Source organism: Enterobacter cloacae complex sp. AR_0002 (assembly GCF_001922365.1).
Lineage (GTDB): Bacteria > Pseudomonadota > Gammaproteobacteria > Enterobacterales > Enterobacteriaceae > Enterobacter > Enterobacter hormaechei_C.
Genome location: NZ_CP018814.1, coordinates 3,762,938 through 3,782,801, shown reverse-complemented (window position 1 = coordinate 3,782,801; position 19,864 = coordinate 3,762,938). Strand labels below are relative to the sequence as shown.

Sequence of the window (19,864 nt, the reverse complement as noted above, 5' to 3'; positions counted from 1 at the left end):
CCCCACTCTGTGATAAACTTCGTGCAATTCCTTTTGATTGTACGAGTACCTCATGAAACGTGAACTTGCTATCGAGTTTTCCCGCGTCACCGAAGCTGCCGCCCTCGCAGGCTACAAGTGGCTGGGCCGTGGCGACAAAAATACCGCAGACGGCGCAGCCGTCCACGCCATGCGCATTGTGCTTAATCAGGTTAACATCGACGGCACTATCGTCATCGGTGAAGGCGAGATCGACGAAGCGCCGATGCTCTACATCGGTGAAAAGGTCGGGACCGGCAAAGGCGATGCGGTGGATATCGCGGTCGACCCGATCGAAGGCACGCGCATGACGGCGATGGGCCAGGCCAACGCGCTGGCGGTACTGGCGGTGGGCGATAAGGGCTGCTTCCTCAACGCGCCCGATATGTACATGGAAAAGCTGATCGTCGGTCCTGGCGCTAAAGGCGCTATCGACCTTAGTCTGCCGCTGGACGCCAACCTGCGCAATATCGCTGCGGCGCTGGGTAAAGCGCTCAGCGAACTCACCGTGACCATTCTGGCGAAACCGCGCCACGACGCCACCATCGCGTACCTGCAAACGCTTGGCGTGCGCGTATTTGCTATTCCGGATGGCGACGTTGCCGCCTCTATTCTGACCTGCATGCCTGACAGCGAAGTCGACGTGCTTTACGGCATCGGCGGCGCGCCGGAGGGTGTGGTCTCTGCGGCAGTGATCCGCGCGCTGGACGGCGATATGCAGGCGCGTCTGCTGCCACGCCATGAGGTCAAAGGCGACAGCGACGAGAACCTTCGCATTGGTGCAGACGAACTGGCGCGCTGCGCGGCGATGGGCATCGAGGCCAATAAAGTGCTCGCGCTAAACGAGATGGCCCGCAGCGATAACGTGGTCTTCTCCGCAACCGGCATCACCAAAGGCGATCTGCTGGACGGCATCACCCGCAAGGGCAACATGGCCACCACTGAAACCCTGCTGATCCGCGGTAAATCCCGCACTATTCGCCGCATTAAGTCCATTCATTATCTCGATCGTAAAGATCCGGACGTACAGACGCACATTCTGTAAAACCGTTTGATCGATAGAGCTTTCCGGCCCGAATGGGCTGGAAATGTTTCCCACAAGTACGGAAGATAGAAGAGAGAAACAGCACAGGAGAAGATCATGGCGGACTGGGTAACAGGTAAAGTCACAAAGGTACAGTTCTGGACCGATGCGCTATTTAGCCTCACGCTGCACGCTCCCGTTCATCCGTTTACTGCCGGGCAGTTTGCCAAACTCGGGCTGGATATCGACGGTGAACGCGTACAGCGCGCCTACTCTTACGTTAATGCGCCTGATAACCCGGACCTTGAGTTCTATCTGGTCACCGTCCCGGACGGTAAGCTCAGCCCGCGCCTCGCCGCGCTGAAGCCAGGCGATGAAGTGCAGATTGTCTCCGACGCGGCGGGGTTCTTCGTGCTGGATGAAATCCCCGACTGTGACACGCTCTGGATGCTGGCGACCGGCACGGCCATCGGCCCGTATCTTTCCATTCTGCAATACGGCAAAGATCTGGAGCGCTTTAAAAATATCGTGCTGGTTCACGCCGCGCGCTACGCCGCAGACCTGAGCTATTTGCCGCAGATGCAGGCGCTGGAACAGCGTTACGGCGGGAAATTAAAGATTCAGACGGTGGTCAGCCGCGAAACCGCAGACGGCTCGTTAACCGGCCGCGTTCCGGCGCTGATTGAAAGCGGCGCGCTGGAAGAGGCAGTGGGTTTACCGATGAATACCGAAACCAGCCACGTGATGCTGTGCGGCAACCCGCAGATGGTGCGCGATACGCAGCAGCTGCTGAAAGATACCCGACAGATGACGAAGCACCTTCGCCGCCGGCCGGGCCACATGACCGCTGAACACTACTGGTGATCAGCGGTACTTCACCTCAAGGGTATCTTTACCATATTTGTTCTCGCTCTGGGTGCCGATAAACGCGCCCAGTTCGACAACCATCATTACAAAGATAACCGTCGGCAGCAGTCTGCCCACCACCCATGGGAGGATTGAGGGCAGCAATGACCAGTTCCCCGCCACCAGCATCCACGCCAGGATAATCAGGAAAGCCCATGCGCCGGAGCGGCCACGATCGTGCAGACGTTTCACCACCACGGCGGCGGTTGGCCACAGTAAACAGACCAGCGCAAATGCCGCGGTTTGCGTGCTCAGCCATGCGTTGTAGGCAACAAAAAACAGAAGCAGCATGGCGACAACCCACGTTGCAATCCAGATCCAGAAGTCACGGCGCCCAATACGCCCTTTGAATGAAAACAGCCACTGCTGTATGGTCATGTAAGGTTCCTTATTATTGTTTAGCCCGCATTTTACCCTGGAGTTGTGACCTTTTGACAAGCCGACCAGATATCGTTTTAATCATGGGCAATGACGGCCAGGGGCAATGTTGATGAAAAGTTCGGCACACTCTCTTTATTTGTGTTTAGCGATGCTGAGCGCCAGTTTTTCCCTGTACGCCACGGAAACGGCTTCCCCGGTCACCGCCCCCTATCTTCTGGCGGGCGCTCCCTCTTTCGATCAATCTATCAGCCAGTTCCGCGAAGCCTTCAACAAAGAAAACCCCTCACTTCCGTTGGGAGAGTTCCGAGCGATTGACAGCGCCCGCGATACGCCGACCCTGACCCGCGCGGCCAGCAAAATTAACGAGAATCTGTATGCCTCTACCGCCCTTGAGCGCGGAACGTTAAAAATCAAAAGCATGCAGATCACCTGGCTGCCGATTCAGGGCCCAGAGCAGAAAGCGGCGAAAGCGAAAGCGCTGGAGTACATGAGCGCTATTCTGCGCGCCTTTACCCCCACCTTCACGAAAGTACAAAGCCAGCAAAAGCTGCAAAAACTACTTACCGCGGGGAAAAACAAACGCTATTACGCCGATACGGAAGGTGCCGTTCGCTATGTCGTCGCAGATAACGGCGAAAAGGGGCTGACCTTCGCGGTTGAACCGATTAAGCTGGCCCTATCAGACGCACTCGAGGGGGCGAATTAATGACAAAAAGCAAAGCCTTTCGAGGGAAAATCTCTATACTGATTCACAGACCATGCTGCCCTTAAGGGTGGCCATATTCCTTAATTCGCTTATTGAGCGTGGAGAATTGAAATGCGACATCCTTTAGTGATGGGTAACTGGAAACTGAACGGCAGCCGCCACATGGTAAACGAACTGGTTGCTAACCTGCGTAAAGAGCTGGCTGGCGTGACCGGCTGCGCGGTTGCTATCGCTCCGCCGGATATGTACCTGGATCTGGCTAAACGTGCCGCTGACGGCAGCCACATCATTCTGGGCGCGCAGAACGTTGACGTTAACCTGTCTGGCGCGTTTACTGGTGAAACCTCCGCTGAAATGCTGAAAGACATCGGCGCGAAATACATCATCATCGGCCACTCTGAGCGTCGCACCTACCACAAAGAATCTGACGAGTTCATCGCGAAGAAATTCGCTGTGCTGAAAGAGCAGGGTCTGATCCCGGTTCTGTGCATCGGTGAAACCGAAGCAGAAAACGAAGCGGGTAAAACCGAAGAAGTGTGCGCACGTCAGATCGACGCTGTGCTGAAAACCCAGGGCGCGGCAGCGTTCGAAGGCGCGGTTATCGCTTACGAGCCAGTCTGGGCGATCGGTACCGGCAAATCTGCAACTCCAGCGCAGGCACAGGCGGTGCACAAGTTCATTCGTGACCACATTGCAAAAGCAGACGCGAAAGTGGCGGAGCAGGTCATCATCCAGTACGGCGGTTCCGTTAACGCATCAAACGCAGCTGAGCTGTTCACCCAGCCAGACATCGATGGCGCGCTGGTTGGCGGCGCATCCCTGAAAGCAGACGCTTTCGCGGTGATCGTTAAAGCGGCAGAAGCGGCTAAGCAGGCGTAATTGCCTTTGGGGCGGGTGGCGCTTCGCTAACCCGCCCTACAAAACCACTACAAACGTCCTAATACGCTAAACCACAAATAATCCAGCGGCAGCAGCACCAGATACGTCGCAATCGCCAGCGCCAGGCAGAGCAGCATCCCCGCCTTCGCAGGCACTTTCCCTAAGCCCATCGCCACCACAATCGGCGACGCCTGATACGGCAGCAACGGTGTGGAATACCCCAGCACCTGAATCATGATCACCGACAGCAGCGGGAAGCCGGTCGCGTCCGAGAAGCTCTGCGCCAGCGTGGTGTACAGCGCCGGAACGCCATTGGCGGTCATAATGAAGTTGAGCGCCGTGGTGATCCCCGTCAGCGCCAGGAAGCTGGTAAACGGGCGATCTGCATCCAGCGGCATGATATGGAGCAACGCCTCGCCTACGGCCGCACCGATACCGGTCTGCGTTACCGTAATGGCCAGCCCGAGTATACCCGCGACGTAAATACAGGTACGCATATTCACCCCCGCCGAGAACTCCTCCCCGGTGATAAAACCTATACGCGGCAGCATAACGACGACCGAGGCCGCCAGCCCTGTCCACGCTGGGCCCACGCCGTGCCAGCTCTCCGTCACCCACATCGTCAACACCACCGCCAGCAGCCAGGCGAGCCGTTTTTCGTCACGCCCCATCGGTTCCGATGGCGCGAGATCCTTCGCCGGTTTCGGGTTGCCGGGGAACAGCCAGCAGATCAGGCCAATCAGAATCAGGCCTTTGAGAATACCCAGCACCGGGGTGTGCAGCAGCAGATACGGAACATAGTTCAGGTGGATGCCGTATGAGCCTTCCGCCGCGCCGCTCATCACCAGGTTGGGCACGTTGGCGGGCAAAATAGTGGCCGAGAGCTGGAAGGTGCCAAACCCGACCGCCAGCGCCAGGCCAAACCAGGCCCGCGAGCCATCAGGAATGCCGGCCCGCTTCGCCATCGCGGCGACAATCGGCATCAGCAGCGCAATACGTCCCATGTTCGACGGCATCACGAATGCCAGGGCATAGCTCAGTAGCACAACGCTTGCCACCATCAGCACCCAGGAGTCGGTAAGCTTTGCCGACAGCGCCCGGGCGGCCCTGTCCGCCAGGCCGGTTTTCCGAATCGCCACACCCAGCACAAAGCCGCTGAACACCAGCCAGAAGGCAGACGAGGCGAAGCCGCCGAAGATTACTTCCGGCGGGGCGATTCTGGCGGCCATCGCCGCCGTGAAAAACAGCAGCGCGGTGATAAATTCGGGCAACAGCGACGTCGCCCACAGCACGATGGTGACGCCGACGATCAGCGAGGGAAGCAGCAGAGGATGCGTTAACCAGAGCGACATACCTGTCTCCTGTAGAATTTTTCAGCAAGTCTACGGCGACAGGCAGGGCGAGTAAACGCTATTTATGGTGGGGTCACTTCAGGATATCGCATTGATGATCCTGCAATTCCTCAGCCGACGCGCGGTTAAAGGTAAGCAAATTACGCTCTGTCGCCAGCAATACAAACGAGCCGTCTGACTGCTGCGCCATCGCCAGCGCGAAGCGTCCCATATGGTCGCGCGCTTCTGGCAGCTCTTCCGCCAGCATCATAAACGGGCTGCGCTGCACCAGTTCGTTCTCCGTCACCCGACGGGCAAGGTATTCATGCCCTTCCAGCCCGCCCGGAAGCGGTAACCACTGGGTGCTGATTTGCCCCTGCGACGCGTTCAGCTTCTCGCGCACGTCTGGGCGCAGACAGGAGATGTGGATATGAAAATGGTTTTGCGTGCGCCCGGTCGGGGAGTTGATGGTTAGCGAAACGGCGCTGTCAGGCACGTCGGCCCCTCGTTTCATGCTCATAAAATGACGAGACTGCCATGCCAGCCAGAAGAAATTCGGTGTCTGCGGCTCTGTCAGCAATGGGCTTTCGGTGCCGTTGATACGGTACGTGGGCATCAGCAGGTATTGCAGCGGTCCGTTGCGGTCTTTGAACACCACGTAGCCCGCATCTGGCTTCACCTGCGCGCACGGTGCCGGGTTACGGTTATGCAGCTGGTTGGGCACACACTGGTCGAGAACGATATGACGCAACGCATTCGGATTACCCGCTTTCATCCAGTACACGCCGCCTGCGGCAAGGGCGATAACGATCAGAATCAGTAAGATAATTTTTTTCACAACGCGTTCCCTGTTTTCAATAGAGGCAAAAGAGTAACGCAAAATGATGACCAAATAAAAAACCCGGCGGATTTCTCACACCGGGTTACCGTGTCGTTCTTTGTAAAACGCTTAGCGCTTGCTGATCTGGTCGAAGGTGCCGCCGTTAGAGAAGTGCTCTTTCTGCGCTTTGGTCCAGCCGCCAAAAACATCATCGATAGTAAACAGCTTCAGTTTCGGGAAGGCGTTTTCGTATTTCTTCGCGACGGCCTCATCGCGTGGGCGGTAGAAGTTTTTCGCCGCAATTTCCTGCCCTTCCGGTGAGTAGAGGTACTTCAGGTAGGCTTCCGCCACCGCTTTGGTGCCCTTCTTATCAACAACCTTATCGACGACGGAGACGGTCGGCTCAGCGAGGATGGATTCGCTCGGGGTGACGATCTCGAACTTGTCTTTACCCAGCTCGTTGGTCGCCAGCAGGGCTTCGTTTTCCCAGGCGATCAGCACGTCGCCGATGCCGCGCTCGACGAAGGTGTTGGTTGCGCCGCGCGCGCCGGAGTCCAGCACTTCGACGTTTTTAAACAGTGCTTTGACGAAGTCCTGTGCTTTGGCCTGATCGCCGTTGTTGTGGTGCAGCGCGTAGCCCCAGGCCGCCAGGTAGTTCCAGCGTGCGCCGCCGGAGCTTTTCGGGTTCGGGGTGATGACAGACACGCCCGGCTTAATCAGGTCGTTCCAGTCTTTAATCTGTTTCGGGTTGCCTTTGCGCACCAGGAAGACGATGGTCGAGGTGTATGGCGCAGAGTTGTCCGGCAGGCGCTTGATCCAGTTTTTGTCGATACGGCCACGCTCCGCGATCGCATCCACGTCATAAGCCAGCGCCAGGGTCACCACGTCGGCTTCGATACCGTTGATCACCGATGTCGCCTGCTTACCGGAACCGCCGTGAGACTGGCGAACCACCACGTTATCGCCGGTTTCCTGTTTCCAGTGCGCCGCGAAAGCTTTGTTGTACTGGTCGTACAGTTCACGCGTCGGATCGTACGACACATTCAGTAACTGAATGTCCTTTGCCAGAACGCTGGTTGATGCCAGCAATAATGTTAACCCCACGCCCCATTTATTCATCGCCCAGCTCTCTTGTGTAGTGTTTTGATGAATGCAGCGTGCCAGAAAGCTAACCGATGATTAAAGAATAAAAAAAGATTGGCTATAACGTGGAGGAATAAAAAAAGTGAATGAGCGGACTGATGCCCTCACCCCAACCCTCTCCCACAGGAGAGGGAGCAACCATAAAAAACGGTAACCCAAGGGTTACCGTTTTGCATTTACCTTGCCGCCACCGGGCAACAGAGCCAATCAGTACAGTTTTTTCGCGCAGTCCAGCCAGTCACCTTTGAACGGACGCTTCATGTTTTCAATGGCATCGATGATGTCATGGTGAACCAGTTTCTCGTTCTGGATACCGACGCAGCGGCCGCCGTGTCCCTGAAGCAGTAGCTCGATCGCGTACGCGCCCATGCGGGACGCCAGGATACGGTCGTACGGGCCTGGGGAACCACCACGCTGAATGTGACCCAGAACGGTCGCGCGGGTTTCGCGTTTGGTTTCGGTTTCGATGTACTTCGCCAGCTCGTCAACGTCACAGATGTGCTCGGTGATAGCAACGATGGCGTGTTTCTTACCTTTCGCGATACCGGCTTTGATTTCAGCGACCAGATCTTCACGGCTAAATTCCACTTCCGGCACCACCACGAACTCACAGCCACCGGCAATTGCCGCTGCCAGAGTCAGGTCACCGCAGTAACGGCCCATCACTTCAACAATGGAAATACGCTGGTGAGAGGAAGAGGTGTCACGCAGGCGGTCAATCGCTTCCACAACGGTACCCAGCGCGGTGAAGTAACCGATGGTGTAGTCGGTGCCTTTAATGTCGTTGTCGATGGTGCCAGGCAGGCCGATGCACGGGAAGCCCATTTCAGTCAGACGTTTTGCACCCATGTAGGAGCCGTCGCCGCCGATAACCACCAGCGCATCCAGACCCCGTTTTTTCATGTTTTCGATAGCCACTTCACGGATGTGTTCGTCACGGAATTCCGGGAAGCGTGCAGAACCGAGGAAAGTACCGCCACGGTTGATCATGTCAGACACGCTGTAGCGGTCGAGCTGAACCATGCGGTCTTCATACAGACCCAGGTAACCGTCATAGATACCAAAAACTTCCAGACCTTCCGTCAGCGCTGCACGGACAACCCCACGGATTGCCGCGTTCATGCCCGGCGCATCACCGCCGCTTGTCAACACACCGATTTTCTTAATCATGACTACCTCTGAACTTAGGAATGCAAAATTGAAATCTGCTGCCGGAAGAAACTGTTCAACCGTCGAATACTGCAAATAGTATATCAATCCCTTCCAGCTGAATTGATTCAGGTCAGGCCATATGGTGGTAATTTATCCACAAAATGCTGCTCTGGCTCACTTTTTTACAACGAATTACGAAAGCTCAAAACGCCCTGGGTACGACAGAGCATGGGTCCTGGTGAATAATGACGTCTGACCCAGGGAAACGCTGCAAAATCGCCTGCTCCACCTGTTCAGCGACCATATGCGCCTGAACCAGTGGCAGGTTGTCTTCCATTTCCAAATGAATCTGAATAAAGCGGGTCGGCCCTGACTGCCGCGTACGAAGATCGTGAGCACCACTGACGCCGGGCCAGTTGGTCACGATGGCATAAATTTCATCACGTTCTGCATCCGGAAGCGCACGGTCAAGAAGCGACTGTACCGCGTCATACCCCATCCGCAAGGCGCTGTATAAAATATAGATCCCTATCCCTAACGCAAACAACGCATCGGCCCGATGCCAGCCATACCAGGCCAGACCAAGCGCAATAAGAATAGCCCCATTCATCATAACATCAGACTGATAATGAAGCATATCGGCCCGTACAGCCTGGCTTTGTGTTTTGCGTACAACCCAGCGCTGGAAAGTTACAAGAACAAGTGTGCTTATAAGTGCAACTACCGTTACGACCACGCCAACGCCCGGATCGTTCATCGGTGACGGCGAAACAAGATGCTGAATGCCGGTCAAAAACAGGAAAAGCGCAGAGCCCGAAATAAACATGCTTTGTGCCAGCGCGGCCAGCGATTCCGCTTTGCCGTGGCCAAACGTATGCTCTTCATCCGCCGGTTGCAGCGAGTAGCGCACCACCAGCAGGTTGGTCAGCGAGGCGGCAATATCCACCAGTGAGTCCACCAGCGCCGCCAGAATACTGACCGATCCGGTGTACCACCACGCGAAAATTTTAATGATCAGTAAACACGACGCCATCACCGTCGCGGCTATTGCGGCCCGGCTTACCAGCCGTCCATAGGATTGATTCATAAACACTCCTGTCATGCCATGGCGCTAGTATAACGGATGGTGGTGGAGTGAAAGGATGAATAAAGCGTTAACAAACCGGAACGATGGGCAAAAAAAACCCCCACATCATGTGGGGGAAGACAGGGATGGTGTCTATGGCAAGGAAAACAGGGTTTACTGGTTACTACGGGTACTGCTATTGCTACTGAAAAGCGTCATATCTGAGCTTCGCTGCATCCGTGCAACCTCACGCAACTGGTTCATACGTTGCTGATGTTTGGTATTCAAAACCGCTTGCTGCTCGGGCGTTAGCAGGTGGAACATCTGGTTGCGAACCTTCGCCATCTCTACCTGGCGGGCAACCTGTTCCTGCGCCATTTTTTCGGCCTGAGCGCGTACAGCGCTTTCGTCAAAATTTTCTGCGGTGACAAGGCGATGCATTGTCTCCATTTCGCTAACATTAACAGGGGGCTGGTCGTGTCTTGCCCTCTGCATCAGATCTCGCATCTGTTGACGCTGATGTTCGGTTAAACTTATGCCGTCAAACATATGGCTTTGGCTGCTGTGCTGCGTTGCGCCCTCTGCTGAGGAACCGTTATCGCTGATGATAGCTACAGCAGCCTGGCTAAACGCACTGAAGGCCAGCGTTGAGGCCATGACGGCAGCGGTAACTTTGCGCATCACTTGCTCCCAAAATCTTTCGTGTCGCGATTCAACGATAGACAGTCTACGATTCAGGCTGCAAACATGCGTCAGGGGGTGTAAAACAACGTAAAGTCATGGATTAGATAGCCTTGATGTCGTAATTTCTGCCTCGGAGGTATTTAAACAATGAATAAAATCCTGTTAGTTGATGATGACCGAGAGCTCACATCTCTTTTAAAGGAGTTGCTCGACATGGAAGGTTTCAACGTCCTGGTTGCCCATGATGGCGAGCAGGCGCTGAGTCTCCTTGACGACAGCATCGATTTACTTTTGCTCGACGTCATGATGCCGAAGAAAAACGGTATTGATACGTTGAAAGAGCTTCGCCAGACACACCAGACCCCCGTCATTATGCTGACCGCACGCGGCAGCGAGCTTGACCGCGTACTCGGCCTTGAGCTGGGTGCGGATGACTATTTACCTAAGCCGTTCAACGACCGTGAACTGGTGGCCCGTATTCGCGCGATCCTGCGCCGCTCTCACTGGAGCGAGCAGCAGCAGAATACCGACAACAGCTCACCTACGCTGGAAGTGGACTCCCTGAGCCTGAACCCGGGCCGACAGGAAGCGAGCTTCGACGGTGAAACGCTGGAGCTAACCGGCACCGAGTTCACCCTGCTGTATCTGCTGGCGCAGCATCTCGGCCAGGTGGTGTCGCGTGAACACTTAAGCCAGGAAGTGCTGGGCAAACGCCTCACCCCGTTTGACCGCGCCATCGACATGCATATCTCGAACCTGCGCCGTAAGCTGCCGGAGCGTAAAGACGGTCATCCCTGGTTCAAAACCCTGCGTGGTCGTGGTTATCTGATGGTTTCCGCTTCATGATAGGCAGCTTAACCGCCCGCATCTTCGCCATCTTCTGGCTGACGCTGGCACTGGTTTTAATGCTCGTTTTGATGTTGCCAAAACTCGACTCACGCCAGATGACGGAGCTACTCGACAGCGAGCAACGTCAGGGCGTGATGATCGAGCAGCACGTGGAAGCGGAGCTGGCAAACGATCCGCCGAACGATTTAATGTGGTGGCGCAGGCTGTTTCGCGCTATCGACAAGTGGGCGCCCCCCGGACAACGTCTTTTACTGGTCACCAGCGAAGGTCGCGTGATTGGGGCCGATCGCAATGAAATGCAGATTATCCGCAACTTTATTGGCCAGGCGGATAACGCCGATCACCCACAGAAAAAGAAATATGGTCGGGTAGAGATGGTTGGTCCTTTCTCGGTTCGGGACGGGGAAGACAATTATCAGCTCTACCTGATTCGCCCTGCGAGCAGTTCCCAGTCCGACTTCATCAACCTGCTGTTTGACCGTCCGCTTTTGCTGTTGATTGTCACGATGCTGGTCAGTTCCCCGCTGCTATTATGGCTGGCGTGGAGCCTGGCGAAACCGGCGCGTAAGCTGAAAAATGCGGCGGACGAAGTGGCGCAGGGCAACCTGAGGCAGCATCCGGAGCTGGAATCCGGGCCGCAGGAGTTCCTGGCCGCCGGAACCAGTTTTAACCAGATGGTCTCTGCTCTTGACCGCATGATGACCGCGCAGCAACGCCTGCTGTCGGATATCTCGCACGAACTGCGTACCCCGCTCACGCGCTTACAGCTGGGTACCGCCCTGCTGCGTCGCCGCAGCGGAGAAAGCAAAGAGCTGGAGCGCATCGAAACCGAAGCGCATCGTCTGGACAGCATGATCAACGATCTGCTGGTCATGTCGCGCAATCAGCAGAAAAACGCGCTGGTGAGCGAAACGGTGAAAGCCAATCATCTGTGGCATGAGGTGCTGGACAACGCGGCGTTTGAAGCGGAGCAGATGGGCAAATCCTTCACCGTTAACTTCCCGCCGGGGCCATGGCCGCTGTACGGTAACCCCAACGCGCTGGAAAGCGCGCTGGAAAATATCGTGCGTAACGCCCTGCGCTACTCGCACACGAAGATTGAGGTGGCGTTCTCGGTGGATAAAGACGGGATCACCGTCATCGTCGACGACGACGGTCCTGGCGTCAGCCCGGAAGACCGCGAGCAGATATTCCGTCCGTTCTACCGCACCGACGAGGCGCGCGACCGGGAATCGGGCGGTACGGGACTGGGGCTGGCGATTGTGGAAACCGCCATGCAACAGCACCGTGGCTGGGTGAAAGCCGATGACAGCCCGCTGGGCGGGCTCAGGTTAACGCTGTGGCTGCCGCTGTATAAGCGTTCGTAACCGTATGTGCCGGGTGGCGGCTTCGCCTTACCCGGCCTACTTTCTGCGGGAACTATTTCCCCCATAATCTCCGCGAACTGCTCTCGATCTTGCCGCTTATCCGCCGCTTCTGCATCGTTCTGGTCCAGCTGGTGGATAATCCCGCCGCTGACAGCAGACGGTGATACTGATCGTCATCAAACGGCATATGCCAGGCAATTGCGCAGGCCTCGTACACCGACACCTCACTCAAACGCGAAGCCAGCTCAAGCGGCGCATCCGCCGAAACCTGTCCCGCCTGCACAACGCGATACAGCCAGCCGGTTTTACCCGCGTTTTGCAACTGGGCCGACATATCCTGAATGCCGAAATGGTAATTAAGCTTAAAGCACGGTGAGCGCGGCTGGGTGACCTGAATCAAAGCATCGCCCCAGCGGTAAATATCGCCGATAAAGACGTTCTTCTCCGTCAGCCCCTCCGTTGAGAGATTTTCGCCAAACGCGGGGGCGACGAAGAGGTCAGCCTGTTCAGGAAATTCGGTTTTCCAGTGCTGATAGTGCTCGCGCGGATAGTGGCACAGCGCGCGATCGGGCCCGCCGTGGATTTTCTTTTCAGCCTGCTGGTCACCCGCAAGCCCGAGATCGGTCAACGTCAGCTCACCGTCGACCTGCACTTTGGCGATGGCACTCGGGCGGCTGCCTTCGTACTCCCTTACCTTGCCTGTAAACACATTCACCGGGTAATGCATCTCCACTCCTTCAGATACAAAAAAAGCGAGTCATCAGACTCGCTTCTCACAGGCGTCAATGCAACCTTATTTTTTAGCGGCGAAACGCGCTGCTGCTTCGTCCCAGTTCACTACATCCCAGAAGGCTTTGATGTAGTCAGGGCGACGGTTCTGGAACTTCAGGTAGTAAGCGTGTTCCCACACGTCCAGACCCAGAATTGGGAAGCCGGATGCGCCAGAGATAGCTTCACCCATAAGCGGGGAATCCTGGTTAGCGGTAGAAACGACCGCCAGTTTGTCACCTTTCAGAACCAGCCACGCCCAGCCAGAGCCGAAACGGGTTGCAGCGGCTTTTTCGAATTCCGCTTTGAAGTTGTCAACGGAACCGAAGTCACGCTCGATAGCCGCTTTCAGGTCGCCCTGAAGGGTGGTGCCGGTTTTCAGGCCTTTCCAGAACAGGCTGTGGTTAGCGTGACCGCCCGCGTTGTTGCGCAGCACGGTTTTCTTGTCTGCTGGCAGCTGGTCCAGTTTGGTGATCAGCTCTTCAACAGGCAGATTAGCGAACTCTGGCAGGCTTTCCAGCGCAGCATTCGCGTTGTTCACGTAGGTCTGGTGGTGTTTAGTGTGATGGATTTCCATCGTCTGCTTGTCGAAATGCGGTTCCAGTGCGTCGTAGGCATACGGCAGGGATGGCAGTGTATAACTCATAATCCTCTCCATTATTGTCGGGCGGCACAGCTGTTAATGCCGCGTAAGCAGTTGGTTCATTATAGTTAATTAAATGATATTGAAAATGATTATCAATGCCGTAGTTTTTATAAGGTTATTCGGTTTTTGAGAAATGAAGGAATTGTGAGTCTGCTCACGCGGTTAACGTGCTGATTGCCATTCAAAACAAAAGTGCGGCAACCTTCTGAAGGTTCCCAAACCGCCTCATTTTTACACTCATCAAGTCGGCGGGAAGCCTCCGGCTATAAAAACGATGAGGATGTAAAAATGAATCATGCGATTACGATGGGTATCTTCTGGCATTTGATAGGCGCGGCCAGTGCAGCCTGTTTCTATGCCCCGTTTAAAAAGGTGAAAGGCTGGTCATGGGAAACCATGTGGTCCGTTGGCGGTACCGTGTCCTGGCTGATTTTGCCGTGGACAATCAGCGCCATGCTGCTGCCCGATTTCTGGGGCTACTTCTCCTCCTTCAACGCCTCCACCCTGCTGCCGGTATTCCTGTTCGGCGCGATGTGGGGCATCGGTAATATCAACTACGGCCTCACCATGCGCTACCTCGGCATGTCGATGGGGATTGGCATCGCGATTGGCATAACGTTGATTGTTGGCACCCTGATGACGCCAATCCTCAACGGCAACTTCGATGTGCTGATCAACACCCAGGGAGGGCGAATGACCCTGCTGGGCGTGCTGGTGGCGGTGATCGGCGTGGGCATCGTCACCCGCGCGGGCCAGCTGAAAGAACGCAAGATGGGCATCAAAGCCGAAGAGTTCAACCTGAAGAAAGGGCTGCTGCTGGCGGTGATGTGCGGCGTCTTCTCGGCGGGCATGTCGTTCGCCATGAATGCCGCCAAACCGATGCACGACGCCGCTGCGGCGCTGGGCGTCGATCCGCTGTACGTTGCCCTGCCAAGCTACGTGGTGATCATGGGCGGCGGCGCGCTGGTAAACCTCGGCTTCTGCTTTATTCGTCTGGCAAAAGTGAACAACCTGTCGGTAAAAGCCGACTTCTCGCTGGCAAAACCGCTGATCGTCACCAACGTCCTGCTCTCCGCCCTTGGCGGCCTGATGTGGTATCTGCAATTCTTCTTCTACGCCTGGGGTCACGCCAGTATTCCGGCGCAGTATGACTACATGAGCTGGATGCTGCACATGAGCTTCTACGTGCTGTGTGGCGGGCTGGTTGGGCTGGTGCTGAAAGAGTGGAACAACGCCGGGCGTCGTCCGGTTGGCGTGCTGAGCCTGGGCTGCGTGGTGATTATCATTGCGGCCAATATCGTCGGCCTCGGCATGGCGAACTGATTACGCTGCCTTTCGACTGCGATGACGCCACTGAACCGGCGTCATCCCCACCTCACGGTTAAACACCACCGAGAAGTAGTTACTGTCCTCAAAGCCGCAGCGCATCGCCACTTCACTCACCATCAGCTCCGTATGCTGTAACAGGTACTGGGCGTGGCAGATGCGCAGCTGGCGCAGATAGTGGTTTACCGTCATCCCCGTCTGGGTGCGGAACTGCTGGCGCAGCGCGCGCTCGCTGCACTGCTCCTGCTCGCAGAATTTTTCCAGCACGAAACTCTTGTTCAGACTGCCCGCAAGCCGGGTGATGAGCTTATCCAGCAGCGCTTCCTGCATGGTGGCAGAGGGATTATCCGTAGCGTAACGATGGCGCTTCAGGGTCATCACCAGCTGGGCGAAAAGCAGCTCCGACATCTGGTTAGCCGCCGGATCGCTCTTCTGGCTCTCCTGCTCCAGCTGGGAAATCGTCTGGCGCACCTGAGCCATGCCGTTGCTGCTTAAGCGCCAGTGCGGTTCGCCTCTGGCATTATGAAAACCGGGGATATTGCCCGCCCAGTCGACATTCAGTTTAAGTCTGTCGGGGCAATAGATGACGTTCTGCAACACCAGATCGTTAACCGAGGCGTAGGAGTGTTTGTCTTCAGCGCGGATGTAGAACAGGTCTCCGCGCGTGATGCGGTAGGGACGGTCGTTGAGGACGTGCAGGCCATTGCCCCGCCACACCAGCACCAGCTCGCAAAACTCGTGGGTGTGCTCGGCGAAGACGTTTTGCGGGTAGCGGTCGGCCACCGCGACGGCCTGACTCGCGGAGGCAAAAAAATCATCTTTGCGAAGAATGAGCTGAGCAGCCACACCACAACCTCTACGGCGAATAACCGGACATTATTAGCCTTTTTGCAGCAAAAAAACGGTGACTGCCCTCGCGTTACTGAAGCAACGCGTCTTTCCCCTGACGAATATCGCGCGGCGACCAGCTAAACTCCCGGCGAAACAGCGTCGAAAAGTGGTTACTGTCGCCGAAACCGCAGCGATAGGCGATATCGGTGACGCTTTCGTCGGTATGACGTAAAAGGTGACGCGCTTTGATCAGGCGCAGACGGTTAAGGTAACGCTGCGGCGTCAGGCCGGTATGCTGCTTGAGCTGACGATGCAGCGTGCGCAGCGAGAGCGAAAAGTCATCCGCCAGCGTTTCCCAGCAGACATCTTCGGCGAAATGATCTTCCAGCCATGCCATCAGCTGATTCAGGCGCGCGTCGTTATTTTCCAGCCCTTCCACCAGGCTGCTGCGCCGCAGCAGCACCAGCAGCTGCATAAACAGCAGCTCGCGGGTAGCAATGGCGTGCGTCTCCTGTCCATCCTCGCTCTGCTCCATCTGGCTCACCAGCTGACGCACCTGCTGCAACGTGGACTGATTCACCCGCCAGTGCGACGGATAATGGCCGTCCTTCTCCTGCGGCAACAGCTGATTCAGCCCGGAAAGAAACTGGAACGCATCCGGAGAACGATAGAGCACATTGGTCAGGCACAGGTTGTCGGTATGTTCATACAGGTGCCTGTCGTGATCGCGCACGAAGCACACCGTACCGCCGCTGATGGTATACGGCTGACCGTTAAACACGTGGATGCCCGTTCCGTGCTCAACAATCACAATTTCATGAAAATCATGATGATGCTCCGGGAACGCAGCCTGAGGCAGCCGTGGCTCAATCGCGACCGGCGAAGCCCCCGTAGGAAAAAAATCGACGCTGTGCAGTACGGTCATAACGGCCCCCACCAATGAGAAAAGTTCTCAAAATAGTAATTAAGGCCTTTCACGCTCACCTTAAATTTTTGACAGCAAACCGCGCAAAAGCTGTCGGTTTTTCAAGAAACAGGCGGAAAGATCGGGAAATGCGGTCAGCGTCACACTGCCTGCAAACCCCGCCATTACTGGAAACTGTGAACTCCCTCACGTTCATCTTTGCTTTCTTGCCAGCGCGAGATTTGGGCTGTCAGTGGCGAGAAGGTGGCTATTTCTTCCCTTTCTTACACTCCTCGCTAATGACTTAAGAAAGGACCCGACCATGACTTTTCGCCATTGTGTGGCTGTCGATTTAGGCGCATCCAGCGGCCGTGTAATGCTCGCCACCTGGGACTGCGACCTGCACACCCTTACGCTTCGCGAAATGCACCGTTTCGCCAATTGTCTGCAAAAACAGGACGGTTTTGTTACCTGGGATATCGACGCCCTGGAAGCAGAGATCCGCACCGGACTTCACAACGTCTGCGAAGACGGTATTCGCATCGACAGTATCGGCATTGATACCTGGGGTGTGGATTACGTACTGCTGGACCGTCACGGCGAACGCGTCGGCCTGCCCGTCTCCTACCGCGACAGCCGCACCGATGGGCTAATGGCGCACGCCATCGCCCAGCTTGGCAAGGAGAACATCTATGGTCGCAGCGGCATTCAGTTTCTGCCGTTTAACACGCTGTATCAGCTGCGCGCGCTGGTTGAGCAACAGCCAGAGCTGGTCGAAAAGGTGGCGCATGCGCTGCTGATCCCGGACTACTTAAGCTACCGTCTGACCGGCAACATGAACTGGGAATACACCAACGCCACCACCACGCAGTTGGTCAACATCAACACCGATAACTGGGATGAACATCTGCTGGCCTGGACGGGCGCCTCGCCGTCCTGGTTTGGCGCGCCAACCCATCCGGGCAATGTGATCGGCCACTGGCTTTGCCCGCAGGGGAATAAAATCCCCGTTGTCGCCGTCGCCAGCCACGACACCGCGAGCGCGGTCATTGCCTCGCCGCTCGCCGGCAAAGATGCGGCCTACCTCTCATCCGGCACCTGGTCGCTGATGGGCTTTGAGAGCAAAACGCCCTACACCAGCGATGCCGCGCTGGCCGCGAACATCACCAACGAAGGCGGTGCCGAAGGGCGCTACCGGGTGCTGAAGAACATCATGGGCCTGTGGCTGCTCCAGCGGGTGCTGAAAGAGCAGAACATCACCGACCTGCCCGAGCTTATCGCCGAAACCGAAACGCTGAAGGCCTGTACCTTCCTGATTAACCCGAACGATGACCGCTTTATCAACCCGGCGCACATGAGCGCCGAAATCCAGGCCGCCTGTTTTGAAGCGGGGCAGCCGGTACCTTCCCGCCCCGCCGAGCTGGCACGCTGCATTTTTGACAGTCTCGCCCTGCTGTATGCCGACATCCTGAGCGAGCTGGCTGACCTTCGCGGCAAACCGTTCACACAACTGCATATCGTGGGCGGCGGCTGCCAGAACCAACTGCTGAACCAGCTCTGCGCGGATGCATGCGGCATTACCGTGGTGGCAGGTCCGATTGAAGCCTCCACGCTCGGCAATATCGGCATTCAGCTGATGACCCTGGACGAACTGTCCAACGTCGACGATTTCCGTTCGGTGGTGACGGCGAATAACAGCCTGACCACCTTCACCCCCCATCCCTGCCATGAAATTGCCCGCTACCGGGCGCAGTTTCAGCAAAAACGACTGACTAAGGAGCTTTGCGCATGACCACTCAACTTGAACAAGCCTGGGACCTGGCTAAACAGCGTTTCGCCGCCGTCGGCGTGGATGTCGAAGAGGCGCTGCGCCAGCTCGATCGTCTGCCCGTCTCCATGCACTGCTGGCAGGGTGATGATGTCGCCGGTTTCGAGAACCCGGGCGGTTCCCTGACGGGGGGTATTCAGGCCACGGGTAACTATCCTGGCAAAGCGCGCAACGCCACCGAACTGCGTGCGGATCTGGAGCTGGCGCTGAGCCTGATCCCCGGGCCAAAGCGCCTGAACCTGCACGCCATTTATCTCGAATCCGATGAGCCGGTCGCGCGTAACGAAATCAAACCGGAACACTTTACGAACTGGGTGGCGTGGGCAAAAGCCAACCGGCTGGGTCTGGATTTTAACCCGTCCTGCTTCTCGCACCCGCTGAGCGCGGACGGGTTTACCCTTGCGCATGCCAACGATGAAATCCGCCAGTTCTGGATCGACCATGTCAAAGCCAGCCGCCGCGTCTCGGCTTATTTTGGCGAGCAGCTTGGCACGCCATCGGTAATGAATATCTGGATCCCGGACGGCATGAAGGACATCACCGTAGACCGACTGGCCCCGCGTCAGCGCCTGCTGGCCGCGCTGGATGAAGCCATCAGCGAGAAGCTGGACCCGGCGCACCACATCGACGCCGTCGAGAGCAAGCTGTTCGGCATTGGCGCAGAGAGCTACACCGTGGGCTCAAACGAGTTCTACATGGGTTATGCCACCAGCCGCCAGACCGCGCTGTGCCTGGATGCCGGCCACTTCCACCCAACGGAAGTCATCTCCGACAAGATCTCCGCCGCCATGCTCTACGTGCCGCGCCTGCTGCTGCACGTCAGCCGCCCGGTGCGCTGGGACAGCGACCACGTGGTGCTGCTGGATGACGAAACCCAGGCCATTGCCAGCGAAATCATCCGCCACAACCTCTTTGACCGCGTACATATCGGCCTCGACTTCTTCGACGCCTCCATCAACCGCATCGCGGCGTGGGTTATCGGCACCCGTAACATGAAGAAAGCCCTGCTGCGCGCGCTGCTGGAGCCTGTCGCCGCCCTGAAACAGCTGGAAGAAAACGGCGACTACACCGCGCGCCTGGCGCTGCTGGAAGAGCAGAAATCCCTGCCGTGGCAGGCGGTGTGGGAGATGTACTGCCAGCGTCACGATGCACCTGCGGGCAGCCAGTGGCTGGATAACGTGCGGGCGTATGAGAAAGAGGTTCTTGCCGCTCGTCAGTAAAAAACATCGCCCGGC

The 19,864-nt window shown here is 56.7% G+C and carries 20 protein-coding genes; 9 read left to right on the top strand and 11 right to left on the bottom strand.

All coding sequences use genetic code 11. The features are described from left to right. Positions 1 to 52 precede the first annotated feature (52 nt). A complete protein-coding gene (glpX, locus tag AM329_RS18740) occupies positions 53 to 1,063 on the top strand; it encodes a class II fructose-bisphosphatase (RefSeq protein ID WP_023315041.1) in 1,011 nt (336 codons plus the stop codon). A 96-nt stretch (positions 1,064 to 1,159) separates the two neighbouring features. Then, entirely contained in the window at positions 1,160 to 1,906 is a 747-nt protein-coding gene (gene fpr / locus AM329_RS18735) for a ferredoxin--NADP(+) reductase (RefSeq protein WP_022652061.1), read from the top strand. Here fpr and AM329_RS18730 read toward each other — a convergent pair whose 3' ends face one another. Beyond that, positions 1,907 to 2,326, bottom strand: coding sequence for a DUF805 domain-containing protein (locus AM329_RS18730; RefSeq protein ID WP_003862022.1), 420 nt, complete (start codon positions 2,324 to 2,326; stop codon positions 1,907 to 1,909). It abuts the gene before it with no gap. A 112-nt stretch (positions 2,327 to 2,438) separates the two neighbouring features. On the opposite strand from AM329_RS18730, the gene AM329_RS18725 reads away from it, so the two are divergent. Both AM329_RS18725 and tpiA read left to right on the top strand, forming a co-directional pair. After that, complete coding sequence (locus AM329_RS18725) at positions 2,439 to 3,035, top strand: DUF1454 family protein (protein ID WP_032608109.1); 597 nt, start codon at positions 2,439 to 2,441, stop codon at positions 3,033 to 3,035. A gap of 111 nt (positions 3,036 to 3,146) precedes the next feature. After that, positions 3,147 to 3,914: a triose-phosphate isomerase gene (tpiA, locus tag AM329_RS18720; protein WP_003862019.1), complete on the top strand. Its 768-nt coding sequence runs from the start codon at positions 3,147 to 3,149 to the stop codon at positions 3,912 to 3,914. A 47-nt stretch (positions 3,915 to 3,961) separates the two neighbouring features. On the opposite strand, the gene AM329_RS18715 is transcribed toward tpiA, so the two are convergent. From AM329_RS18715 to cpxP, 6 genes are all read right to left on the bottom strand, one after another. After that, positions 3,962 to 5,266 (bottom strand): SLC13 family permease, encoded by a 1,305-nt coding sequence (locus tag AM329_RS18715; RefSeq protein ID WP_032608110.1) that lies wholly within the window; start codon positions 5,264 to 5,266, stop codon positions 3,962 to 3,964. Between the two features lie 73 nt (positions 5,267 to 5,339). Then, positions 5,340 to 6,083 (bottom strand): CDP-diacylglycerol diphosphatase, encoded by a 744-nt coding sequence (locus AM329_RS18710; RefSeq protein ID WP_003862014.1) that lies wholly within the window; start codon positions 6,081 to 6,083, stop codon positions 5,340 to 5,342. A gap of 111 nt (positions 6,084 to 6,194) precedes the next feature. Continuing rightward, complete coding sequence (locus AM329_RS18705) at positions 6,195 to 7,184, bottom strand: sulfate ABC transporter substrate-binding protein (protein WP_003862012.1); 990 nt, start codon at positions 7,182 to 7,184, stop codon at positions 6,195 to 6,197. A gap of 231 nt (positions 7,185 to 7,415) precedes the next feature. Then, a complete protein-coding gene (pfkA, locus tag AM329_RS18700; protein ID WP_003862009.1) occupies positions 7,416 to 8,378 on the bottom strand; it encodes a 6-phosphofructokinase in 963 nt (320 codons plus the stop codon). 184 nt (positions 8,379 to 8,562) lie between these two features. After that, complete coding sequence (gene fieF, locus AM329_RS18695) at positions 8,563 to 9,447, bottom strand: CDF family cation-efflux transporter FieF (RefSeq protein WP_022652064.1); 885 nt, start codon at positions 9,445 to 9,447, stop codon at positions 8,563 to 8,565. Between the two features lie 153 nt (positions 9,448 to 9,600). Further along, positions 9,601 to 10,107 carry a cell-envelope stress modulator CpxP gene (cpxP, locus tag AM329_RS18690; protein ID WP_003862006.1) on the bottom strand — a complete coding sequence of 169 codons (507 nt, stop codon included), beginning with the start codon at positions 10,105 to 10,107 and terminating at the stop codon, positions 9,601 to 9,603. Between the two features lie 150 nt (positions 10,108 to 10,257). On the opposite strand from cpxP, the gene cpxR reads away from it, so the two are divergent. Then, on the top strand, positions 10,258 to 10,956 hold the full coding sequence (gene cpxR, locus AM329_RS18685; RefSeq protein WP_003862004.1) for an envelope stress response regulator transcription factor CpxR: 699 nt from the start codon (positions 10,258 to 10,260) through the stop codon (positions 10,954 to 10,956). Next, positions 10,953 to 12,326, top strand: a complete 1,374-nt coding sequence (gene cpxA / locus AM329_RS18680; RefSeq protein WP_003862003.1) for an envelope stress sensor histidine kinase CpxA — start codon at positions 10,953 to 10,955, stop codon at positions 12,324 to 12,326. Before cpxR ends, cpxA begins: the two co-directional genes overlap by 4 nt. A 52-nt stretch (positions 12,327 to 12,378) precedes the next feature. On the opposite strand, the gene yiiM is transcribed toward cpxA, so the two are convergent. Together yiiM and sodA are read right to left on the bottom strand one after the other, a co-directional pair. Beyond that, positions 12,379 to 13,053: a 6-hydroxyaminopurine reductase gene (yiiM, locus tag AM329_RS18675; protein WP_003862001.1), complete on the bottom strand. Its 675-nt coding sequence runs from the start codon at positions 13,051 to 13,053 to the stop codon at positions 12,379 to 12,381. A gap of 66 nt (positions 13,054 to 13,119) precedes the next feature. Beyond that, complete coding sequence (gene sodA, locus AM329_RS18670) at positions 13,120 to 13,740, bottom strand: superoxide dismutase [Mn] (protein WP_003861999.1); 621 nt, start codon at positions 13,738 to 13,740, stop codon at positions 13,120 to 13,122. A gap of 288 nt (positions 13,741 to 14,028) precedes the next feature. Here sodA and rhaT point away from each other — a divergent pair, with 288 nt between their 5' ends. After that, positions 14,029 to 15,063, top strand: coding sequence for an L-rhamnose/proton symporter RhaT (gene rhaT, locus AM329_RS18665; RefSeq protein WP_022652066.1), 1,035 nt, complete (start codon positions 14,029 to 14,031; stop codon positions 15,061 to 15,063). Here the strand turns inward: rhaT and rhaR are convergent, their stop codons facing one another. Next, positions 15,064 to 15,912, bottom strand: a complete 849-nt coding sequence (rhaR, locus tag AM329_RS18660; RefSeq protein ID WP_022652067.1) for an HTH-type transcriptional activator RhaR — start codon at positions 15,910 to 15,912, stop codon at positions 15,064 to 15,066. It lies immediately after the preceding gene. Positions 15,913 to 15,985: 73 nt separating this feature from the next. After that, the gene (rhaS, locus tag AM329_RS18655) at positions 15,986 to 16,822 is read right to left on the bottom strand and encodes an HTH-type transcriptional activator RhaS (RefSeq protein ID WP_022652068.1); all 837 of its coding nucleotides are present in this window, start codon (positions 16,820 to 16,822) and stop codon (positions 15,986 to 15,988) included. A gap of 301 nt (positions 16,823 to 17,123) precedes the next feature. Here rhaS and rhaB point away from each other — a divergent pair, with 301 nt between their 5' ends. Both rhaB and rhaA read left to right on the top strand, forming a co-directional pair. Then, complete coding sequence (gene rhaB / locus AM329_RS18645) at positions 17,124 to 18,593, top strand: rhamnulokinase (RefSeq protein WP_022652069.1); 1,470 nt, start codon at positions 17,124 to 17,126, stop codon at positions 18,591 to 18,593. Continuing rightward, complete coding sequence (gene rhaA / locus AM329_RS18640) at positions 18,590 to 19,849, top strand: L-rhamnose isomerase (protein ID WP_003861990.1); 1,260 nt, start codon at positions 18,590 to 18,592, stop codon at positions 19,847 to 19,849. Before rhaB ends, rhaA begins: the two co-directional genes overlap by 4 nt. Positions 19,850 to 19,864 lie beyond the last annotated feature (15 nt).

What these genes read in the sequence shown, in the direction of transcription:
- glpX (WP_023315041.1), top strand. Translation starts at nt 53, where the DNA reads ATGAAACGTGAACTTGCTATCGAGTTTTCCCGCGTCACCGAAGCTGCC.
- fpr (WP_022652061.1), top strand. Translation starts at nt 1,160, where the DNA reads ATGGCGGACTGGGTAACAGGTAAAGTCACAAAGGTACAGTTCTGGACC.
- AM329_RS18730 (WP_003862022.1), bottom strand. Translation starts at nt 2,326, where the DNA reads ATGACCATACAGCAGTGGCTGTTTTCATTCAAAGGGCGTATTGGGCGC.
- AM329_RS18725 (WP_032608109.1), top strand. Translation starts at nt 2,439, where the DNA reads ATGAAAAGTTCGGCACACTCTCTTTATTTGTGTTTAGCGATGCTGAGC.
- tpiA (WP_003862019.1), top strand. Translation starts at nt 3,147, where the DNA reads ATGCGACATCCTTTAGTGATGGGTAACTGGAAACTGAACGGCAGCCGC.
- AM329_RS18715 (WP_032608110.1), bottom strand. Translation starts at nt 5,266, where the DNA reads ATGTCGCTCTGGTTAACGCATCCTCTGCTGCTTCCCTCGCTGATCGTC.
- AM329_RS18705 (WP_003862012.1), bottom strand. Translation starts at nt 7,184, where the DNA reads ATGAATAAATGGGGCGTGGGGTTAACATTATTGCTGGCATCAACCAGC.
- pfkA (WP_003862009.1), bottom strand. Translation starts at nt 8,378, where the DNA reads ATGATTAAGAAAATCGGTGTGTTGACAAGCGGCGGTGATGCGCCGGGC.
- fieF (WP_022652064.1), bottom strand. Translation starts at nt 9,447, where the DNA reads ATGAATCAATCCTATGGACGGCTGGTAAGCCGGGCCGCAATAGCCGCG.
- cpxP (WP_003862006.1), bottom strand. Translation starts at nt 10,107, where the DNA reads ATGCGCAAAGTTACCGCTGCCGTCATGGCCTCAACGCTGGCCTTCAGT.
- cpxR (WP_003862004.1), top strand. Translation starts at nt 10,258, where the DNA reads ATGAATAAAATCCTGTTAGTTGATGATGACCGAGAGCTCACATCTCTT.
- cpxA (WP_003862003.1), top strand. Translation starts at nt 10,953, where the DNA reads ATGATAGGCAGCTTAACCGCCCGCATCTTCGCCATCTTCTGGCTGACG.
- yiiM (WP_003862001.1), bottom strand. Translation starts at nt 13,053, where the DNA reads ATGCATTACCCGGTGAATGTGTTTACAGGCAAGGTAAGGGAGTACGAA.
- sodA (WP_003861999.1), bottom strand. Translation starts at nt 13,740, where the DNA reads ATGAGTTATACACTGCCATCCCTGCCGTATGCCTACGACGCACTGGAA.
- rhaT (WP_022652066.1), top strand. Translation starts at nt 14,029, where the DNA reads ATGAATCATGCGATTACGATGGGTATCTTCTGGCATTTGATAGGCGCG.
- rhaS (WP_022652068.1), bottom strand. Translation starts at nt 16,822, where the DNA reads ATGACCGTACTGCACAGCGTCGATTTTTTTCCTACGGGGGCTTCGCCG.
- rhaB (WP_022652069.1), top strand. Translation starts at nt 17,124, where the DNA reads ATGACTTTTCGCCATTGTGTGGCTGTCGATTTAGGCGCATCCAGCGGC.
- rhaA (WP_003861990.1), top strand. Translation starts at nt 18,590, where the DNA reads ATGACCACTCAACTTGAACAAGCCTGGGACCTGGCTAAACAGCGTTTC.